General features: G+C 47.2%; 20 protein-coding genes. 2 read left to right on the plus strand and 18 right to left on the minus strand.

Going from position 1 to position 19,657, the window contains the following annotated elements; genetic code table 11:
* Positions 1–20 precede the first annotated feature (20 nt).
* From traG to ACHA99_RS00285, 18 genes are read right to left on the minus strand one after another with little or no spacing between them, the layout of a single operon-like run.
* Positions 21–2,831: a conjugal transfer mating-pair stabilization protein TraG gene (gene traG, locus ACHA99_RS00200; RefSeq protein ID WP_393940209.1), complete on the minus strand. Its 2,811-nt coding sequence runs from the start codon at positions 2,829–2,831 to the stop codon at positions 21–23.
* 2 nt (positions 2,832–2,833) lie between these two features.
* Positions 2,834–4,222 (minus strand): conjugal transfer protein TraH, encoded by a 1,389-nt coding sequence (locus tag ACHA99_RS00205; protein WP_393940212.1) that lies wholly within the window; start codon positions 4,220–4,222, stop codon positions 2,834–2,836.
* Positions 4,219–4,395, minus strand: a complete 177-nt coding sequence (locus ACHA99_RS00210) for a hypothetical protein (RefSeq protein ID WP_173242410.1) — start codon at positions 4,393–4,395, stop codon at positions 4,219–4,221. The genes ACHA99_RS00205 and ACHA99_RS00210 overlap by 4 nt, the downstream gene beginning before the upstream one ends.
* A 9-nt stretch (positions 4,396–4,404) precedes the next feature.
* Positions 4,405–4,818 (minus strand): type-F conjugative transfer system pilin assembly thiol-disulfide isomerase TrbB, encoded by a 414-nt coding sequence (gene trbB, locus ACHA99_RS00215; RefSeq protein ID WP_393940215.1) that lies wholly within the window; start codon positions 4,816–4,818, stop codon positions 4,405–4,407.
* Between the two features lie 40 nt (positions 4,819–4,858).
* The gene (traF, locus tag ACHA99_RS00220) at positions 4,859–5,734 is read right to left on the minus strand and encodes a type-F conjugative transfer system pilin assembly protein TraF (protein ID WP_393940217.1); all 876 of its coding nucleotides are present in this window, start codon (positions 5,732–5,734) and stop codon (positions 4,859–4,861) included.
* Complete coding sequence (gene traN, locus ACHA99_RS00225; protein ID WP_393940220.1) at positions 5,731–7,542, minus strand: type-F conjugative transfer system mating-pair stabilization protein TraN; 1,812 nt, start codon at positions 7,540–7,542, stop codon at positions 5,731–5,733. Before traN ends, traF begins: the two co-directional genes overlap by 4 nt.
* Complete coding sequence (gene trbC, locus ACHA99_RS00230; protein ID WP_393940223.1) at positions 7,539–8,276, minus strand: type-F conjugative transfer system pilin assembly protein TrbC; 738 nt, start codon at positions 8,274–8,276, stop codon at positions 7,539–7,541. The genes traN and trbC overlap by 4 nt, the downstream gene beginning before the upstream one ends.
* A gap of 22 nt (positions 8,277–8,298) precedes the next feature.
* The gene (gene traU, locus ACHA99_RS00235) at positions 8,299–9,306 is read right to left on the minus strand and encodes a conjugal transfer pilus assembly protein TraU (protein ID WP_393940226.1); all 1,008 of its coding nucleotides are present in this window, start codon (positions 9,304–9,306) and stop codon (positions 8,299–8,301) included.
* A complete protein-coding gene (gene traW, locus ACHA99_RS00240; RefSeq protein ID WP_393940229.1) occupies positions 9,293–9,997 on the minus strand; it encodes a type-F conjugative transfer system protein TraW in 705 nt (234 codons plus the stop codon). The genes traU and traW overlap by 14 nt, the downstream gene beginning before the upstream one ends.
* Entirely contained in the window at positions 9,994–10,365 is a 372-nt protein-coding gene (locus tag ACHA99_RS00245) for a TrbI F-type domain-containing protein (RefSeq protein ID WP_259508037.1), read from the minus strand. The genes traW and ACHA99_RS00245 overlap by 4 nt, the downstream gene beginning before the upstream one ends.
* 1 nt (position 10,366) lies before the next feature.
* Positions 10,367–12,955 (minus strand): type IV secretion system protein TraC, encoded by a 2,589-nt coding sequence (traC, locus tag ACHA99_RS00250; protein ID WP_393940232.1) that lies wholly within the window; start codon positions 12,953–12,955, stop codon positions 10,367–10,369.
* Between the two features lie 3 nt (positions 12,956–12,958).
* A complete protein-coding gene (traV, locus tag ACHA99_RS00255) occupies positions 12,959–13,414 on the minus strand; it encodes a type IV conjugative transfer system lipoprotein TraV (RefSeq protein WP_393940235.1) in 456 nt (151 codons plus the stop codon).
* A gap of 20 nt (positions 13,415–13,434) precedes the next feature.
* A complete protein-coding gene (locus tag ACHA99_RS00260) occupies positions 13,435–14,961 on the minus strand; it encodes a TrbI/VirB10 family protein (RefSeq protein WP_393940238.1) in 1,527 nt (508 codons plus the stop codon).
* A complete protein-coding gene (traK, locus tag ACHA99_RS00265; RefSeq protein ID WP_012592947.1) occupies positions 14,958–15,773 on the minus strand; it encodes a type-F conjugative transfer system secretin TraK in 816 nt (271 codons plus the stop codon). The genes ACHA99_RS00260 and traK overlap by 4 nt, the downstream gene beginning before the upstream one ends.
* Positions 15,773–16,339, minus strand: coding sequence for a type IV conjugative transfer system protein TraE (gene traE / locus ACHA99_RS00270; protein WP_173242390.1), 567 nt, complete (start codon positions 16,337–16,339; stop codon positions 15,773–15,775). The genes traK and traE overlap by 1 nt, the downstream gene beginning before the upstream one ends.
* Before the next feature lie 40 nt (positions 16,340–16,379).
* The gene (gene traL / locus ACHA99_RS00275) at positions 16,380–16,682 is read right to left on the minus strand and encodes a type IV conjugative transfer system protein TraL (RefSeq protein ID WP_012197972.1); all 303 of its coding nucleotides are present in this window, start codon (positions 16,680–16,682) and stop codon (positions 16,380–16,382) included.
* 3 nt (positions 16,683–16,685) lie between these two features.
* On the minus strand, positions 16,686–17,057 hold the full coding sequence (locus ACHA99_RS00280; RefSeq protein WP_393940243.1) for a hypothetical protein: 372 nt from the start codon (positions 17,055–17,057) through the stop codon (positions 16,686–16,688).
* Positions 17,058–17,112: 55 nt separating this feature from the next.
* Positions 17,113–17,289 carry a TraY domain-containing protein gene (locus tag ACHA99_RS00285; protein WP_393940246.1) on the minus strand — a complete coding sequence of 59 codons (177 nt, stop codon included), beginning with the start codon at positions 17,287–17,289 and terminating at the stop codon, positions 17,113–17,115.
* Positions 17,290–17,446: 157 nt separating this feature from the next.
* Between ACHA99_RS00285 and ACHA99_RS00290 the strand changes: the two genes are divergently transcribed.
* Both ACHA99_RS00290 and ACHA99_RS00295 read left to right on the plus strand, forming a co-directional pair.
* Positions 17,447–18,085 carry an XRE family transcriptional regulator gene (locus ACHA99_RS00290; RefSeq protein ID WP_393940249.1) on the plus strand — a complete coding sequence of 213 codons (639 nt, stop codon included), beginning with the start codon at positions 17,447–17,449 and terminating at the stop codon, positions 18,083–18,085.
* Positions 18,086–18,526: 441 nt separating this feature from the next.
* Positions 18,527–19,459 (plus strand): hypothetical protein, encoded by a 933-nt coding sequence (locus tag ACHA99_RS00295; RefSeq protein WP_393940251.1) that lies wholly within the window; start codon positions 18,527–18,529, stop codon positions 19,457–19,459.
* Positions 19,460–19,657 lie beyond the last annotated feature (198 nt).

Consider the following 19,657-nt stretch of genomic DNA (forward strand, 5'->3'; position numbering starts at 1 on the left):
ATTGAAAGTCATGGCTATTATCACATTTTTGGTCCTGTATTAAAGGGACTTGATTGACGCACTGTTTCTGCCATTTTTTCATCATCACTTCGACTGTCTGGTGGTATTAGGGCGTGCGCCGCTTTTACGTCTGCACGGGCTTGTTCCATATCAATGCTCGGGACGCTAGACGCGTTATGAGTCTGTTCTTCGTGCAACACATCTTGTCTAATTTCCGCGTTGCCTTGCGCCGCATGGCCTTGGATGCGCTCAAATTCGCCCGTTTGATAAAGACTTTCATTGAGCGGCGCAGGGGCATAATGTGGTGATTGCTGTTTATTGACATCAATGTCAGCAGCGTAACGCTCCTGAGCTTGCACAATGTCATCTCTGTTTTGCGGTAAGGCTTCGTTTCTATACTGCTCAGCAATCGCTTTGACTTCAGGGCTGTTCGTAAATTCAGCCGCAAGTTTGGTTCGCTCTTGCTGCATTTCTGGCGTTTGCCCCCTGATCACCTCCATGAAATCACCATTTTTTCTTGAGTTTTGAACGAACTCCACAAAGTCTTGATTTAAATCGTGACTAATACTGGTTGATCCACTTTTCACGCGATTAGCCGCATCGGTGTAGCTTTGGGCTTCAGTGAGCTGGGATTGGGAGTTTTTGGCGTGGGTAGTCGCTTCGTTAAGTCCTTGTAGGAAGGTTTGTGTTTCACCTTCGTTTTTACTGTTGGTTGTACTGGCTTGTTCGCCGCTGTTATAGGATTTGACGGTGTTAACGTTAGCGCTGAACTGGTCAAGGTAGCTTTGCTGTAGACTGTCACGTTCGCTTTCACTGGTACGGGCTGTGCTGACATCATCGGTTGAGCCTTTAGTGCCAGTATTGGCGGATACGTGCGCACTAGAACCAAGAAATCCACTCCCAGGTGTGCCGAGTTTCACCCCTGCTTCTGCTCCGACATACATTGATAATAAGGTACTTGTGGCTTGGTCTTCTGTCAGGTTGAAGTCCTTAGCAAAAGACTTAACCGTACTACGCATATCTGCGAAGCCTTTGTTATGGGTGCCGCTATCGCCGGTGGCGCTATTGCTGCCATAACTGTTCGAGGTATTGACCCCGCTCATTTGACTTAGTGCGGCATTCTTGACGGTGGCGAGGCTTTCGCTTGCTAGCTCACTCTCAATTTTGCTCGCACTGATCGCGTTTGATCCAGATTGCGATAAGGAGTTTGAGACCACATCGTTACTGCTGATATTCACTGGCAAGCTACGGCTTAAAGCATTTTGGCCATTAATGACTTGTCTGCCATCATCAAAGGTGGTGGTTTCATAGCCAGTTGCATCTTGCTTGGTGTTGCCATGAATACGTTCAACGCCAGTGGTGTCGATTTTATTGCCGTTGGTGTTGTTGTAGCTGTAGTTATCCACCTGAGCGTTACCCAAATTGATATCACCACTTGCCGCACTCGCAGAGGTGCGCGCGTTAACGCTGCTCATCATGCCCGCGAACTGATGCGACATACTGCTCATTACCGACGCGCCGCCTTTCATGATTAACGGCACAATCACAGTTGGCACGCTCATCATTAAAAAGCCGGTCATGGCCGCATAGCGGGAATGCATTTCTTGTAAGGGATCAACGTTGCTTAAGGTGATCCCGCCGTAAATGTTAGTGATTTCGGTGGCGTTAAGGGATAAGCGTGTGGTCATGATGAAGTTAATGAGAGCAAACATCACCGGCCATGTGCCAAGGTAGATAAAGCCTTTGAAATAGTTGCCGAACACTTGAAACGTGAGCGAGGGGATCATGGCAATCGCCACCACTAAAAAGGCGACAGAGCTAAACAGCAAAAACAAAATTGATTGCAGCATGGGCAAAAATTCGCGCGCCTGCAGGGCCATTCCCGCCCACATCGATGTGGTTTGCATTTTGTTTTGTGTATAGGCGTAGTTGAATGCGGCGGCGGTGTTGTTGCTCACCGCTGCATCATCCGCGAGGCCATTTCGCAGGGCGTTAATCGTCATGTTTTGCAGCGTGATTTGCGACGCGCTTTGACTGATATTGGCGTACTTTTGATAACCACTGCTGATGCTGGTATTCAAAAAGCTTTGTTGGCTTGTAGCCTTTTCACCATAAATCCAACTGCCCAGTAACTTGATGCTTTTTGCGCTGTCTGCTTGGAATAGCTGCTTGAGGCGCGGAAGGGCTTCTTTGCAGGTAGGATAGTCATTAGGACCCATTTGAATCGCCCGTAGCGGCGAAGGGTTGTGAGTCGCTAGAAAGTCCCAAATATCCGGCGCACTGGCTAAATCTCTCCATGTGTATTTATTATTGAGTAGCATATCTCCGCGAATACAACTGCTGATGTAGTGCTGCCAATAGCCTTTAAGTTGGGTGTTTTCTATCTCGCTTTGTCTGGATAACTTGTACAGCTCAGAGCCAAACATCATGCCCGTTTTACTGTATTGTTGATCATCCGGTACGTGAAAAATATCTTCCACCGTTTGGGTGGTGGCATACATATAATGCGATGCCCATGAGGCCGGAAACGCCACAATCGCGGGCACATTGTCCACGCGATAGTTACCCGTCGGATTGGTTAAATCGGTAATTTGCACCGTGGCGGTGGTGTTCATGGCAAGCAATGGCACGGCAAAGTAAACCGCGCACCATTTCATAATCGCGTTATGGTCACGCTTGATGAAAAAGTGCAGCGCGGTGGCCACCACGGCAAACAGTGCGCAGATGCTTATCATGCTGGCAAATGAATCGGACTTGAACAGCACGGCAATGGCATTCATCACTTGCTTGGCCACGTCACCGTTGCTGTATGTGAAAATCTCAACAGCCATGGTTATCGCTCCCCAAAATTCAAGTTGGCCTTGGCTTTAGCGCTCATGGCGCCGGTTATTTGCTGTTTGATTTGCTGGTTTTGCATAATGAGCTGGTGCTGCGATACGGCCTCATTTTGAGCTTTAGCGGTGAGTCCTTCTAAAAAGCGGTTGGCGTTGATAATGTCTCGCTCGATACGATCAATGTCTTTGGGATCATTGTTCGTCGCAGTGATAGAGGACTTTACAATCGACAGCATGTTTTGCAGATAGAGGGTAATAAACTGTACGCTGATGATTTTGGCGTAAGTATTGGTTTGTGGCGTGAGTCCTGCTTCTAGTTCAGTGCGTAAAAAGGTCATGATGGGCAGTGTCGTGTATTCCAGCAACGACTTGTCGTTATCTGTTAGTGGCTGGTCGTTTTGCATCTTACTGGCGATGCCTCTGAGCAAGGTATCTACACGGTATTGCAGGCCGTGGTTACTTTGGATGGTGATCGTTTGTTGTGTCGGTGCTAAGCATTGGTCAATGGCTTGATTGGTGCATTGATAGCTTTCAGCTTTGCCGCCCTCTAACAGACTATTAATCAGGTTATTGTTGTCGGTCAGCAGTGAGCCATAACCGCGCGCATTGCCAGTCGCGTCATAGATATACGTACCCGAAATCGACATGAGAAATTCTGCCAAGGTCGGATCACTGGCAAGGAAGGTATTTTTTAAAATGGCGGCCCACACAATATTGGTGTTTTTGCGCACCATGTCTTTTAGTGCGGGATCTTTCTTGGCGTTATCGAGCTGATTGTTAGCTTGACCGCCCGCGCCGCATTCTTGCTGGCCTGATACCCAATCCGCAAAGGCGTTATTTTGCGTGCCCATAGTGGCACAAATGTATTTTTGACTGCCAACACCTGCAAACCCCGCCAGCGCCGACACGCCCGCTTGGGCACTCTCGCAAGAATTGATCGACTGATTGAGATACTTATCAGCAATGGCCGTTAGCGTGTCCTTAATCTGTTTGATTTGCGGTGCCCACGTCTGCAGGGCTAAATCGACGGCAAACGGTGCAGCGTTGGCGATAATAGCCTTGCCTTGTTGCACCAGCGCGTCAGAGTTAATGTGGCTGAATCCCCCCATAAACATATCAATACCGCCACAGCCTGCGGCAATGCTGGGCATTTGCACACTCACCAGTTGTGCGTCGCGAATGGGGCTACGCACAAATAAATTGCCACCGCTGTAGTAGTTGGCGCTTTGGCCTTTGAATGAGCCCGGATTGGTCACGTTAGTGCCATAGCCTAGGCCATTGAAAAATTCGTTTAGTGAACCAGAAACCCCCGCACTATGCGCGTGGGTTGTCAGCAAACATGAAATAGTGATGCCCAGTAGTGTGCGTGTCAGTGCTAAGCGTTTCATGATTTACCTCCGGTATTACCGCTTATGCTGCCGCTTATGTTGCCGTTATGGCGCGGGTGTAGTGTGCGTAGCGCACGCAAGCAAACAGCACTCAACAATGCATGCACTGGGACGAGTACGAATTTATAAATGGCTAAGGCCAGTAAAATATTGATGATCAACATCGTGTCCATGAGTTGCTCCTAGCGCATGCTTGCAATGACTTGTGGGTCATTGAGGGATTGAAGGTAACTTTGTTGAAGCTGCGAGGACGTCACATCCCCGACCGTTAAACGGACAAACTTACGGGTATTGACGTTGATCAAGAATGTGGCAGGCACTGTCACGCTGCGCGGGTTCTCAAAGAAAGTAGCGGCAATGTCTGGCGTGGAAGGAATAGGCACTTCAAAACCTGCTATCCCTTGGTTGTCGAGCGAAAAGGCATAGGTATAGGTGCCTGTTTGCGCCGCAAGCTGTTTCAGTTTCGGGGCGAACTGGTGGCAAAACGGGCAGTCAGAGCGAAAGAAAAACACTAACGCGTAATCATTCGGATTGGCCGCAACTGCCGCCCCCCCCATAGAAGTCGCCTTAGCGCTGAAAGAGAATAGAAGAGTCATTAACATTACTGTGATGATGCGTTTCATGGGTATTTTCCGTTTAAAAGTCAGGGGCGAAATCGGTGGCCACGTTCAGGAAGCGGCCAAGTAAATCGTCTTGAGAGATAAAGCCATAGGCCAAGGGTTTCATTTCCCCTGTGCCAGGATTAACTAATACCAATGCAGGGCTAAACGGGACGTTTATGTGCTGGTCGTTTTGGCGGTTTTGCACGATAGCCGGCAATGCCACACCATCGAGCGTGACGCCCAGTAGCTCAATGCCATGCTCAGTAGCGAACTGCTGCACGCTGGGCGCCAGTGCAATATCAATTTCTTCACTGCCCTTGTAGACAAAGAACAGGCCCCATCCCGCATCGGCAAGGGTGCGTACTGCGCGCATTTTCTTGTTGCGCTCTAATGATAAATACGTACTTCTTGCCGCTTGTTCCGTCGGTCTATCTTTGGTGTAAGACAGCTCAGGGTTGTCGAGTAATACTTTTTTAAATGTCATGCCGAATTCGGACGATTTATTGCTGACGTACTGATTAAGCAGCATGGCCTTTTCCACTTTCGTGCTGTCTTGGCTGTTTATCGCGGCGTCATTGAGCGTGTCTTGGTAGTAGCTGTGAAACCAATCCATCTGCTCGGTGGGCGTTAGTGTTTGGGTGCGCGTGAGGGTGACGCTTGGCGTTTCGGCCTTTTTAGGTGCTTGCTTCTTGGGGGCAGTGGGTTCGTTATACCAGCGCCATCCTTGTGCATCCGTGGCGTTTGCGCCGTGGCAAAATGTTGTCAGCATAAGGAGCACTAACGCACTGCGCTTGTTGACCACCGAATCCCCTTTTTTTGTGGACAACCACGCCAACGGCGCGTGGCTTGACCACCGAAAAAAAGGAGATGCTGCGGCATGTTGTAAGCGGTCATTTAACAACGTCCTCATGGTTTGGTTCCTCCAACCGACTGTTGTAAGCGTTTTTGAATTTCATCCGTGTTGGGCAGTTCGATGGCGTCGTACATGTCTTCATAAAAATCAGAAAAGTCCATTGAAGACATATCAATGCGTTGCAGTTCGTTAGGTGAAAAGGCGCTGCAATCAGGATGCTTAGCGCTGCCGAAGTTTTTGCCCAATTGCGCGCGGCCCTCAACCTGCACGATGCGCGCGAGTTTGCTATCAAACGCGCAATAGGCTTTTTTCTTGCGGATACACACGCCAAGCACTTTCTCAGCACAATATTGGCCAAGTGATACGGTGAGTTTGTCTTCTTTGGCGGTACCCAGCGCTTTTTCTTCTTCACTGCAGGACGTTAAGCCGATGCCGTTACCCCAACCGCTGTCCTGACAACAATTGCTGATCCCCAGCGCTTTATCGCTGCATTCCATGATGTTGCCTTTGAAAATGATGGCGCTGTTTTCGTTGATGTTGGCTTTGTCTTTCACATCACCGGCTGCGTCACTGACGGCGGCCAGTCCTGCCGCAGCATGGTTAAAGTCAGTGCTGCGAGTGGCCGCAGGATCGTAATAGTCACCACTGAGCGCAAAGCTGTCTGCACCGCAGATAAGGCCCGTATCACGGCATTGCTGTTTATCACATAGGCGTTGTTGTTTATCTTTAATGCAAACGCCGCCAAGTTGGGTGTCACAACTGGTCGATTGAATGCTGCAATCAGCGATGGCGTCGCAGGTATTGGGAAAGGCACATTGATAGGTGGTTTGTTCTTTCCAGCAATCCAATGTCACGGCTATCCCATTAATCATGCGCGTTTCTTTACCTTCTACGCATTGAGATTGGACTTGTTGGCACTCAGGAAGAACAGCACCACAGCTGTTGTTGTAACCGACTTCAACATGCGTTTCAGTGGTGATGATAGTGATGGGTAAATTCTGTAACTCAATTTTAAAGTAAAAATCCCAATTTGCACTTACATGAACCGCTAATGGGGATGCTTTAATATCATAATTTTCTGTGGTTAATGAACTATTTACACTCATTGCACAAGGTTGATTAGCAACACATGTACCAGGGGCTCTCTTTGTTAGAACATGTCCTATAAACGTACCATTTAATGCAATTGATAATTCGGCATCAATGGCTATAGAACGATACTCACCTTTAAATTGAACACGGACGATCTTAACATTAGGGTTTGGTAATTTAATGTCAATAGTAAACGGTGGTGTGCCAGTTAAGCTGTATGAATGCGCCACTTCCTTAACTGATGTGCTTTTGACGAAAGGCGTCAGGTAGCATTGCACCGGATTATTGGTGGGCAACGTGCAAGAACGTGGCTGAGAATCGACTTCACAAACGAGCCCTTTTTCACAGTCATGATATTTAGATGAAATGCCGTGACTGATATTGTAAGCATCATTTTGATAGCCGACGGCGGTATGGTATGCCGGATCGTTTTCATCGATCGTCGGGCGTCCCTTGTTAAAACCGCTCGTCACGGCTTGGGCTTGACCATCCGTGCTCATGCCTTGCATTTTGGCACTGTCCATGGCGCTTGGGTTGTTGTAGTAACGGCTTTCGCTCGGGTTGGCGACTTCTTGCTGACATGTCGCATCTTTGCATAGGCTGTTAACGTCAAAACCGGTGTAACCCGCTTTGTTCTGATTCTGCTTGATACTGTCTTTGGCCCACTGCACATTGTCGCGATAGTCTTTTTCGCTGTTTGCCGCCACAACAGGCAAGGCGGCGCTCAATGTGAGGATGGCACTGAGGATTAAGGCATTATTCAACTGAGTCATTTCGCCCCCTTTGCTAATGTCTTCGCTGCTACATCGGGAATGCTGCCGTGTTGTGCAAGTAAGTTCAGCGCGTCATACAACGAAACGTTGCCGTAAATCACGTCAAAGTCATCGGTACTGCAGGGCTGTTTTGCCTGACATTTGTTGGGTCTTACAGCAACAAAGGCGGGTACTTGGGTAATGCCGAATTGCGTAAACCACTGGGGATTGATGGCAAACCCGCTCTGAATGGTTTTACCTTTGTTATCGATAAGGTGGTTCATCTGTTTAACGGTGGCGGTAAACCCTTGAGGCAGTACACCGCGCACAATGAGTGGCACCTGTAAGTCTGCGCTTTGCATGAGTAACTGCTGCAAACTGGTGGCAGGCATACCCAACGACACAAATACCATCACACCATTGGCATCGGCACTGGGGTTGGGCTTGGCATCGAGCAATGGTGATAGTGCGTTGTTTAATTGGCCTTTGCTTTGCGCTTCGAACTGACGGGCTTTATCAAATAGCGCGGCTTGGTCTACGTTCAATGGGGGTAATGTGTGGCGTTCTCGCATCGACAGCGCTTTTAATTCGTCAATACTGTAATCCGTTTGGGCGAACACCTGTGAAATTGATCCAAGGTATAAGCTCAGCAGTAAGGCTAATCCCTTGAATGATTTTGAAAATAGAGAGTTATGCACATTTTCTGTGCATAACTCGGTATAGGTTGTTGGTAATTTGGTCTCAAACTTTTTCATCGAAAATCCCTCTCCTTATTGGTCACAAAAACACGCAATTGCGTTTTTTGAAGTTGATAAAACCAAAGTTGTCACCCGACACAGGGTTGTCGTGGCCACTTTCCCAGATCACCGTTGTCGTGGTGTAAGGGTGCGCCCATAGCGCATCGGGTATGGTGTTGGTCATTTGATAGCGATAGCGGGATTTGGGCATGAGGGGCATCGGCGTTTGATAGCAAATCGCGCCATCTTCACCGTGGGATTCCCATACGATGCCTTGGCGATGCAATTTGTAGTTCAGGCGCTCTAAAATCAACGTACCCGCCTGAATTGGCGTGTCGCGGTAATTGGTGGTGCCAGTCAGGGGGTAAGCACTGCCTTGTGAGCCCATACACCAAAACAGAAAATCAAAGGGCAACACACTGTTGGTCGAAGTGGCCACGGCTTCGGTGGCACAAGCGAGTTGTGACACGATATTGCCAAATAAAATGGCTTCGGGATTGAGAATAAAAGACAACTCATCGTCATCCCACAGTGGATCTATCTCTGTTAGGTAAGCGATATCAAAATTGTCCGTGGCCATACAGGCTGCGCTTTGCATAATTTGCAGCCAATAGATCACAGGGTATTTGTACCAGTGCCCATGATAAAACGCGCCATCACTGGCATCGTTATCGCGACTTGTGACGCGACCGCCAATTTGGGGGGAATTACTCATGTCGAGTTTCATGCCCATGTTGACCATGCAGTAAGGGACGCGCGTCACGTCCACTAAGGTATCAGGCTCCCAGTAGCCGATATTCAAGCCAATTTGCATAAAAATAGGCGGCGGTTTGGGACAAAATGAAATGGGTGATACGGGGTTGCGCGTATCGGGTAGGCTCCCAGGAATAATAGGCACACTGCCAATGGTCATCGGGAAGATACACGACCAACAAATGTCGGTCATTGGGTTAACGAACGTGCCCGTACAGGCCGCTTGCGCGTTGACTTGTGCGGGAATGACTCCCATTAAGAATGCGAATAGCAGCGCAGGTTTAATGTGTCGCATGGTCTGTTTCCTCCATGAATACGGGGAAATTTGACACATCTATTTCGCGCACTTGCCACATCACCCCCGCTTGCTTAACGACACTCGGAACGCGCTTAAGTGTTAATGCGCGGCTGAGGTTTCCTTGCTGGTCAAAGTAAACGCGCGCATCTAATTGGCCATGCAGTGTTTCGGGTTCGCCGCCCGTTAAAATCCATTTGATGGTGTGTGGCTTGTCATGGGTTGTTGCAAACTCTTTGGCCCATAACACTTGCTGCACATCATCCCCATCAAAAAACACCAGCGTTTTACTGAACTCAAACTTGCCGACGTTGGCCTTTTGCAATGCTGGCCATGTCTTGGTGTCAAATGGGTTTACGCGCGTCCCTTTGGGATAAATCAGGTTGCCATTCGCATCATTGATATCTTTGGCCAGCGTTAAAGTGGGATCGACTAAAAACACTTCTGGTGTTTTAGTTGTGATAAGTCCCACTGGACGAGGGCGCTTAACACCGGCTTTGACATTCTCTTGGAATTGCTCGCGCATACTGTCTAGCTCACCCGTTTTTTCTAAGGTTTGCAGACGGTTTTCAATCCACTGCAGCATGTCAATTTCAGCTATGGGGAACACTTGGCCCACGGTGCCGATAGACGCAGCCTTGAGCGGTAATAGTGGGCATAACGCCAACATCAGAAGCGCGAATTTATTCATTGAGCCGTGACCTCGCTCGCTTGGGCGCGGTTCGCCTTGTTTTGCGCTTGAAGGGTGTGCAGTAGTGACTGCTGAATTTCTTGGGTAACATTCACGGCGCCACTGACGACGGCGGGGCTGACTAACACCACGACATGATTATCCAGAGCGTATTCACGAACCACATCATCGAGTGTTTGGGTAAATCGAGTGATTTCTTTTTCGCGTTGTTCGTCGGATAGCTCGCTTTGACCGATAGATTGGTGAAAGCTCGCCACGGTTTCGTTAATGTCATACTCGACAACACGGGGTTCGCGCGTCACCCAGAGGGTTATCATGACGCCCAGCGTCACCAGCCATAAAATTGATTGTATGATGGTTTTTTCCATTTTATGCGGCCTCTTTGTGGGTTGCTGCGGCGGACAAAATGGCATCAAAGCGGGCCATATCATCGGGATAGAAATGTTGGGCTGTCAGTTCAATGGCATCGAGTAACGGCATGCCGCCTTTAATCAAGTTTTCGCAATATTCAAACTCTTTGGGTTCAGTTGAGAGCATGGCGCGCGACCATGGATCGGCAAAAATCCGGTGAAAGGACACTAGCCCGCCCGCTTTGAGCATGACGCAGGAATGACCCGCATCATTGGCGCGGGGGAATGACTTGATCATGTGTTGCTCGAAGGGCGAGAAGTGGTCAGGATGCTTGTTCAAGAAATCCCCAAAGCCATCACCTTGGCGCAAGGTGATATGAATATCTGAACTGTTCAGTGCCGCTTCGGCCTCGGCGTTGGCAAAGAAGTCGTTCATGCCTTGCGTTACTGTGGCAAAGCTGCCGCCGAACTTACGCACTGTGCGATAACCTTCGTTGATGAAATCCTTACTTTGCGCATTCGCGCCGCTCATGAGTGACCACGCTTCTTCAATCACACAGATTTTCGGAATAGAACGTTGGCCAGAGAGGTACATTTGTTGGCTAATCGTCACCATCAACGCGAAAATCACTGGACGTTGTAGCTCGCCTTTAAATCCATCGAGTTCAAGCGTGGTGATATCGATATTGGGATCGAGCATCGAGGGCTTATTGAAAATTGCGCCATGAATGCCGTTAGAGCAGAACTTGTTTAATTGCGCGGCGATATCACTGATACGGGTATCGTCATTTTTTTGTGCGGCAATGTCATAGAGTGCCTTTTGCACATCGTCAATCAGCGTGTCGTTACCGCATTTTTGCCATGCCAGCAAAATAGCATCGCCGAGTAATGCCGTCTGAAATCCGGTGAGCTTTTCATCAGGTGATGCCATGGTGGCGATAAGCGCTGTGATGTTTCCCAACACTTCGGTGATGGGATCAATGGCTTGACCTTCATCATCGAGGATTGGGCCAAAAGTACCCGCATCCCGCACGCTTAATACTTTGCCTAAGTGGGTAAACGGGTTTAGGAAAATCTGCGAACTGTCGAGATAGACGCCGCCTAATGTTTGAGTGAGTTTTTTATAGCTTTGGCCTTTGTCTAAAATCCATGCCTTGCCCCCTTTGGCAAAAATAGATTTCACCAAGGCTTGCATGAAGAATGACTTCCCTGCCCCTGAGCCGCCCGTAATCGCCATGTTGTAGTTATCACTGCCGCAGTTAAACGGATCGAAATAGCTAATTTGATGGCGCATTGTTGGCAAGAGTAGCCCTGCTGATAAGCGTTTGTAGTCTGCAACAATCGGTAAGAAATTCACCAAGTTTGAGGTTTTCATCATGAAACACAGGCCCGCTTTTTGGCTGTCTTTCATAAAGCCTTCGCTCATTGAAAACGGGAGGGTGGACAGGGTGCACATGCCTTGCAGTTTATTGTTTCGGATTAAATCAATGCCTGCCGTGCGGAAGGTCGCAATCGCTTTTGAGGTGTCATGGCGGTGTTTCTCTTCTGTCGTATACAGGGTGACATTCAATGTCATGGTGGTGATTTTAAAGGCGTGTGAGCTGAGTCCTTTTTGTATCTCCTTGCGTTCAGCCAGTTCATCCGCGGCGCTGGGGATCAACAACCGCATAGGGGAGTTGACCGTTTTGGTCAGAGAGCCAATTTTGCTGTCGTTACGGGTGGTTTGCTCGCCGGTTTTATTAATATAAAAGGACACGCTGACACGATAAGGACATTGAACACTGTTCATGGTGTAACTGAGTGATGCAATGCAGTTGGGAAACGCATACAGCCTAAAATCGTTCGGCAGCCCCTTTAGCCCAAGATTGATTAAGGTGGTATCGACACTGTTGTCTGATTGCATCGGTGTGTGACGGATATTGACCGAATCACGATTAATGATGAACTCACTGTCAGGGCTGAGAATTTGGGTGTTGAGAGGTTGATACTCGTTATATTTAGCGGGCGAAACGCGATCTTGTTGATGCGAAAAATTTAAATGCTCGCGGCAATGCTCAATCAAATCGTCAGCGCCTAAGCGGCGAATGTGCATGCCTGTTTGCGCCAGCTCTGACTCAATGCCAAGTCGCATATCCAGCAGTGCGGGCATATCTTCGGTGGTTGAAACAAAGAAAAACCCTTTGGTGTTCTTTAGATCGTAGTGATATGCGCTGCTGAGCTTGGTGCCAAAGCCTTTGGTCGAACTGTGTTTGGCATAGATAGCTTCATTTGAGGCAAATTTATCGCAAATGGCATTGCGGCCACTAAGCAGCGCTTGATTTTGCTCGATGAGCTCACCGACTTGATTATTACCCACCATGACGAATTGATAATGCCATTTGTCGCCCTCTGGCAGTGTGCACACCAAGGCGTTCATGGTTTTGATTAAGTCGTCATTAGCCCCGCCAAACAGCGAAATGGCAAAGCCAAAACCAAGCGAATTAGCATTTTCAAAGACTTGTTCAGCATCATCATAAATGCGATAGGGCAATTCATGATGCAGATGGTTGTGCTGCTGTTTGCTGCTGGCATAGAGTGCGCCGAGATCGTTTTTAATACGTTGTTTCATGGCTTAATCCTGCTTGATGTATTTGGCAGGTCTACCCGTCCAACGGCTCTTATCGACCACGATGTACACATCGCTGGTATCAACGTAATCACCTTGCTCGTTGAGGTAGGGGAAGATGGTTACTTTTTGGACTGACTCCGCCGTGCGCAGCGGTACACCGTGGCGGTCGCGGCGTGGCAAAGGGATAAAATCTTGTTGTTGGCTCGCAAGCTTGGGGAGTGTTGTTGTGCTTTGACCGCTTAAGGCCATTACCGCAGGGCTTTGTGCTTGTGGCTGATTAAACACACCACTGTCAGTGAGTTGCCTCACTTCCATCATGTTAGTACAGCCATTGATGCCGCCGACTTTATCGCAGGAATAGTCACTATCCAGCCCCGCCGCACAGCCACTTAATAGCCATGAAGCCAGTGCGATAATACCGGTGTTACGTAATGCATTTTTGCTCATGATTGTGTTCAAAATGTCACTCCTTAAATGAATTAATTCGCACGGCCAAAGGCTGAGTTAACAGGGGGGCGCTGGCCTTGTTGGTTATATTGCTGCTGTGGTGTAGGCGTGTTTGCGCCTTGGGCCTGCGGCTTAATATTCCCTGGCATCTGTTCTAGCAGTGGGTTGCTGATAGTGTTGAGGATTTGCGCTGTGGCACTGACAGGATTTTGGGCTTGCTGCGCTAGCGCTTCTTCGTATTCTTGAATGCCAACTGGATCGAGCGGGAAGCCTTTGAGGAAAACGATGTTGACGGTATTGCCCGGATTGAGCTCAATAATCGGGTGGTATTGCTCAGCTAATTTGATGTAGTAATCCGCGAGCTTGCTACCCACGCTTGAACTGGCACTGCCGGCTAAGTTGAGCAGTGCATCACTGCCATTGACGCTAGAGGTTGACCCTAGCGCTGAGTTCGATGTGGTTTGGCTCAGTGCCTTACCTGTCTCACCAATGCCCGTCAAAATGCCGCTAATCCCTGCCATCTGAACGATTTTGCCGTTCTTCATAATGGCAGTACCGCGAATACCGTTGCGGCCATAGTTAAATACGGTCGCCTCGACGGGAATGTCGATGATTTCATCTTCAAAAATACAGCTGAGGCGAGTGGTGCGCACAATGCCGCGACTCGATGAAATTTCGCCGTAAGCTGCGCCTAAAACTGTGCAGTTGTTTAGTTTTGAGGGCTTACCGTTAGGGAGTACACCTTGGTTAATGGTTTGGAATACCATTGGTACGGTATCGCCTTGGCCATTCACACCCGCATTGGCATCTGCGCCGCCAGTAACGACAGCTGTCACAAATGAACCTGCAGGAACGTAGTTCTCAGGGGTGCGTTTTTTGGGGAGGTTTTCTTCTGGTGATTCCCAATTTAGTGCAAAGGAATCGATGCCATTTTGGGTTGCAGGTGGCGGGATAGCACCGCCTTGATAGGGTGCAGCATACCCACTTTGTCCGTCACCCACGCTCGGGCGTGGTGGTAGCGTTTGTTCACCCAAGTATCGTGTTGATTGCCTAACGGGATAGGCTGATGCATCGATGCCCTCTGTCGAAAATTCATCGGTGACATTGCTATGCTGCATTGCATTTGCGGTAGCGGCATTAATCTTATCATCAATTTTTTCAGAGACGGTCAGTTGGAACGTCTCTAAATTACGCTTTAAATCAAGGCGATTTGCTTCATTGCTGCGCTCAATGGCTTCCATGCTTTTCAGCATTTTATCAATCGCTTTCTGCTGCTTATCTAAGGCAATTTGTTGTGCGGTGAGAGCAGACTGATTGTCTTTCTCGGTGAAATCTTTATCAATCACGGCACCAAAATCGATAGGATTGCCCGCTGCGGTTTCAGGGGCACGTTTTGGGGCAGACATATAGGCGTCGCCCGCTAAATAGAGGGCGCCGAGTACCGTGGCCCCAACCCCTGCAATCACCCAATTGCGTTTTTTATTGGCTTCATTTAACGCACTGCCTTGCTCAAAGTCGGCTTCGGGATCTTTTTTGAAGTAGTCTAGGAGTTGCTTCATTGCATGCTCTCCCCGCCCGATACAACAAACAGGTGGCCTGTTTGCTGTGGTGCTAATTCATAGGTTGATAAGGCAGCGGCTCGCGTCGTTGGGGAATAGAACTGCGCCGTGGTGAGGGTGACTGGGAGTGCTGCGTGATTGGTTACGCGATAAATGATGCCGTTGAAATGCTTACCAGTGAACACGAAAGCAGGTTCTGTCGTCAGTCCTGCAGGTTTGGGCATTTGCTCATTTAAGCGAGTAAACATCGCGTCATCGATAGATGTTTCCGTGCCTCTAGGCTCACTGTCTACCGTGGTGCGTTCAAGGTCATCATTGACGACATGCACACGATAACCGTCAATCGGTTTACCCGTGGCGAGGTAGCGGATCATTTGCGCGGTGAACTCGGTCATCATGGTTGGATAAGGGGTTTTCTTATCGAAAACGGAGGGTTGTTCTTCGCGATAATGTTCTGCAGTGAAGATAGAGGTCACGGCAGGAATGGCTTTAGGGCTGATGAATAAGCCGAAATGTCTGCCCTTTTCCGTTGATACATAGGCTGTAAATGGCATGGCCAGATTGAGGTTAACGCGCGCTGCACCGGATTTATCCGATTTCGTGCCAGTGACAACGCAAAATCCTTCTGGACAATCAATCGAGGTGATTTTGTCACCTTCCACGACTAAGCGGTTGATATCAACACTCGACAGCTCGATAGGAACCGTTTCGCTGTCATTGAATCCATAGTGTTTTGGGGGCGTATTTGCCGCTAACACGCTCATAGGAAAAAGCGCGCAGGCTGCGAAAACAAGTGGGTTAGCAATCTTCATTATTTAACTTCCTTTTGCACTTTCTTAATGGCTTTGAGCGACAGTTGGCCATGGTCATAATTCATGGCAATGATGTAGCTGATGGTTTCGGGTTCCAGCGCGCGTTTGCCCACATATTTGTTTAACGTGCCCGTGAGTTTGACGAGACGATCATCAAGGGCAATTTGGGTTTCATTGATGGTGAAGTGACTGCTGATGTTTTGTTTTTTAATCATGGCTGCATCTTCAACGAGTAAAGGTTGCATTTGATGCCAATCAGCTTCATCGATATACGTTGCGAGCTGCTTGTACTGATGGTCTACCGAAGCGGGCGTGACATTGAGCTTTAGAAAGGCAAAGTATTCGGCCATTTGCTGTAAATACGGTTCATCTATAGACGTGTCTGATACGGTAAAGGCTGCGCTGATGGTCGGTGGAACAACGGTGCGGCTTTTATTGAAGTAAGCCATCCATACAATACTTGCTAGGACCGTGTTACTGATCATGGCTACGGTAAAGCCGATTAACAGAAGCGTGTTGAGGGATTTTGCAATGCGGATAAAGTCGATCTTGTTCTTTTGTAACATGGGGCATCCTTAGGGGGATAGGCCCCCTAATTCACATCATTTAACGTAACCAGTAGCGGCGACAGGCCGCAGGTGTTCGTTTTAAAAATGATGCGCTAAATTCTGCAGGGGCATACCAATAGGCAGTGAGGCGTAACACGCACATGCCGTATTGTGATTTCATTCTGCGCATCCCTAAAAACCATGAAGAGGCTAGCGCCATGCCAATGAGCGCGTGATCCATCATGAATAACACGGCAAAAAACACTAAGGCAGGAACAAGTTCATCCATAGCAAAACCTAATAACGTAGGGGTGTTATTGAGGTGTTTAGGGATGCTAAAAAACTGAGTGGGGTTATCCACGGCCTATAGACCTACAACCTTTAAGGCCACGTTGACGAAGATCATTCCAGCGACAAAAGCCCCAATAGCTGCGCCCCAGTTTTTGGTTAAAAAGCCGGTAAGTGCAGCGGCACATAAACCCACGACGAGAATGGCGAACTGTGCAGTTGAGCCTGTGCCAACGGTATCAACAATTTCAGATTTAGCCGGTGCAAATGGATCAGCAGCATGTACATCCCAAGACAACAGCAAAGTAGCGACGACACAAATGATGAAGAGGAAGGTGCAGCGCATTATGAATATGGTGCTATCACTGGGGATATGTTTTGCGAGTCTTAGAATTTCTTCGTTTACTTCATTTTGTTGGGCGTTAGGTTGTTGGGTTTTGGTGGTCATATAACACTTCCTTAGTATTGCGATCCCATTTTGGGATCGTGATGGTAAAAATTTTTTAAGATTTATCTTTATCCTTGGCTCCCATTCCCAACTCATCAAAGCGGTTGAGATGGTCGATTAATCGAGCTTGAGCCTCTTTGCGTTTCGACCGGCGATTACGTTTTGCTGAAGAGGCCAATATTTCGTTTGCTTTGGCATCGAGTTCAACATTGACATGAGTAGGCTTGGTCATTGAGTTATTAATAAATCACTGTATGGATGATCATGGATTGGATGATAAATCGACGAAAACACAAAGTAAAGCAAAATTAATCATCAGTAAATCATTGTTAATTGAATGTGAATCAAAATGTCTGCGAAAGGGTTGGGAATATACTTAGAATTGATTAATGAAAAACATCGGTCATAGAATAAAAGTTAAACGTAAGCTTATTGGTCTAACCCAAGAAGAGCTTGGAAGATCTGTGGGTGTTAGTAAAGTTGCTGTGTCACGCTGGGAGAGTGATAAAAATGCAATAAATCATGAACTTCTTAAAAAAGTCGCTTCTGCACTGCAAGTTGATGCTGAGTGGTTGCTTACCGGAGAATTGTTCGCGACAAAGAACGATGAAAATGCCAGCGTTTATTGGGCTCCAAACTACAACAAATATAGAGGGTATAATGTTAATGATTTTACTCATCATGGAGATACGCCGGAGTTAACACCTATACCGTCTATCTACATAAAAAATATAAAGAATCTAGAGAAAATTTTTACATTCAATGTTTGTGGTGATTCAATGGAGCCTGTTATTTATGATGGTTCAATAGTTGGTGTAGATGCAGGTGATACATCAATAAAAGATGGAAAAATGTATTTATTGAAACAGAATGATTTACATAGAGTAAAAATAATTCAATTGTTACCTGATGAGATAGTTCTTAAAAATTATAATGTTAACTATAAAGACGAAATCTATAAAGTTAAGAATAGTAATATCCAGATATTAGGGAAAGTTTTCTGGTACTCCGTAGGGGTTAAGAGCTGATTCAGTATTGTTAAGGTAAATTACCTTGATTTTTATTTGTCTGTAATCAATAATGACATCAGGATTTTGAAGCAAAAAGTGCATTACATAGCACGCTACTACATAGTCTTCTATGTAGTGTATTTTTCAAAATCTAGAATGTGATCATTGGTGATTCTTTGGTCTTAAGCATTCGACAACGAAGCCGGCTACTCGATGGGTCGGCTTTTTTGTGCCTAAAATTCAGTGAATTAAGATCGTTGATCTTTGCGATCGTTTCGTTTAGAGTTATCCGCAATGTTTGGACTAATCACCCAAACAGCCCTTAAACATCGAGAATCATAAAAATGCTTAATTTATTCAATGGCTGCCTTTTGCAGCACCAGCACCTCAGATACATATACCCTCTATGCCGCCAGATCTTACGATCTATGCCGAGCGATAGCTGTGGGATTGTGTCTGATGCAAAACTCTAGTCAATCAGATCTTCTCTATTCATCATTCAGCAGTGATGATTATCAAGAGCATCCTCCTGTATCTAGCTATGCAGATATACCTTATGCGATAGAACTGCCCGTGCCAGATGGCAATGCTTACTCTGTCGATGAAGAAGCTATCCGGTTAAAAGTTGCTAGAAAAGCTGAGCGTGACAAGATCAATGCCGAAATTAAGAGCCTTGCTAACATCGTCAAGAAAAAAGGTGTAGCTGTTGGCTTTAAAGCAAAAGTAGCATCTTATGCTGGATTTAAAGCTAAGCGACTACCAGAATTTGTGCAAACGTTATTAACCCAATCTAAACTATTGCCTCACCGCGACGATTTTTTAGATCGCGGGGACGGATTGTGCAGAGGAAAAACTCAGGCACGTTCTAAAGTGATTTTAGGCTATATGCTCTCTGCATTTGTTGTTAACTGTAATGTCAACAACGGTCATATTGTCGTTGCAACAAGACAAGGTGGCAAGAATGTAACTCATGATGAACTACGTAAAGAAGTGGCCATGCGTCACGGTGTCTACATACCAGAATCAACATGGTACTTTTACGTTAATCGATTAGTTCAATGCGGCCACATTGAAAGCCATACGGTGAGCATTTATGAAGATGGCCACGTAGCCTCTTTTCATGCTGAAGCAAGCCATAAGTATTTATCTACAAAGCTTATGTCAATGTTGGGTGCTGACCGATTATCTGTAAGAACAGCAGCTGCGAAGCATAATGTTGATCTGAAACTGGTGGGGAAATCATATAAGCAAAAACCCCGCTACGCGAGTTCGCGCTATCGTCGTGATGGTTCTCTTCGTCAAAATATGCCAATCATAAAACCGTCTCAAGAATTGTTGGCACTTATTCGCTCTCACTATGAACGCGAAGCTTACTACGTACCTCCTAACTAATATCTATGCCCTTTCTTATTACTTCCTTATTATCAGTGCTTAACTGATGTTTCTCATGCCTAAATGGCTCTTATGCCCGTCTTTGACCCAATGTTTGGTGTGTACGTTCATCATTCTTTAATTTAACGGAGTCAAATTACATCGGTGAGATCTAGCTTTATATATAGACGCGTTCATCTTCTGTATAACTTAGAGCAC

The sequence above is a fragment of the Shewanella sp. S23-S33 genome, assembly GCF_043359565.1.
GTDB lineage: Bacteria > Pseudomonadota > Gammaproteobacteria > Enterobacterales > Shewanellaceae > Shewanella > Shewanella oncorhynchi.

Excerpts from the sequence above, each read along its gene's own strand:
- traG (WP_393940209.1), bottom strand. The coding sequence starts at position 2,831 with ATGGCTGTTGAGATTTTCACATACAGCAACGGTGACGTGGCCAAGCAA.
- ACHA99_RS00205 (WP_393940212.1), bottom strand. The coding sequence starts at position 4,222 with ATGAAACGCTTAGCACTGACACGCACACTACTGGGCATCACTATTTCA.
- ACHA99_RS00210 (WP_173242410.1), bottom strand. The coding sequence starts at position 4,395 with ATGGACACGATGTTGATCATCAATATTTTACTGGCCTTAGCCATTTAT.
- trbB (WP_393940215.1), bottom strand. The coding sequence starts at position 4,818 with ATGACTCTTCTATTCTCTTTCAGCGCTAAGGCGACTTCTATGGGGGGG.
- traF (WP_393940217.1), bottom strand. The coding sequence starts at position 5,734 with ATGAGGACGTTGTTAAATGACCGCTTACAACATGCCGCAGCATCTCCT.
- traN (WP_393940220.1), bottom strand. The coding sequence starts at position 7,542 with ATGACTCAGTTGAATAATGCCTTAATCCTCAGTGCCATCCTCACATTG.
- trbC (WP_393940223.1), bottom strand. The coding sequence starts at position 8,276 with ATGAAAAAGTTTGAGACCAAATTACCAACAACCTATACCGAGTTATGC.
- traU (WP_393940226.1), bottom strand. The coding sequence starts at position 9,306 with ATGCGACACATTAAACCTGCGCTGCTATTCGCATTCTTAATGGGAGTC.
- traW (WP_393940229.1), bottom strand. The coding sequence starts at position 9,997 with ATGAATAAATTCGCGCTTCTGATGTTGGCGTTATGCCCACTATTACCG.
- ACHA99_RS00245 (WP_259508037.1), bottom strand. The coding sequence starts at position 10,365 with ATGGAAAAAACCATCATACAATCAATTTTATGGCTGGTGACGCTGGGC.
- traC (WP_393940232.1), bottom strand. The coding sequence starts at position 12,955 with ATGAAACAACGTATTAAAAACGATCTCGGCGCACTCTATGCCAGCAGC.
- ACHA99_RS00260 (WP_393940238.1), bottom strand. The coding sequence starts at position 14,961 with ATGAAGCAACTCCTAGACTACTTCAAAAAAGATCCCGAAGCCGACTTT.
- traK (WP_012592947.1), bottom strand. The coding sequence starts at position 15,773 with ATGAAGATTGCTAACCCACTTGTTTTCGCAGCCTGCGCGCTTTTTCCT.
- traE (WP_173242390.1), bottom strand. The coding sequence starts at position 16,339 with ATGTTACAAAAGAACAAGATCGACTTTATCCGCATTGCAAAATCCCTC.
- ACHA99_RS00280 (WP_393940243.1), bottom strand. The coding sequence starts at position 17,057 with ATGACCACCAAAACCCAACAACCTAACGCCCAACAAAATGAAGTAAAC.
- ACHA99_RS00285 (WP_393940246.1), bottom strand. The coding sequence starts at position 17,289 with ATGACCAAGCCTACTCATGTCAATGTTGAACTCGATGCCAAAGCAAAC.
- ACHA99_RS00290 (WP_393940249.1), top strand. The coding sequence starts at position 17,447 with ATGAAAAACATCGGTCATAGAATAAAAGTTAAACGTAAGCTTATTGGT.
- ACHA99_RS00295 (WP_393940251.1), top strand. The coding sequence starts at position 18,527 with ATGCAAAACTCTAGTCAATCAGATCTTCTCTATTCATCATTCAGCAGT.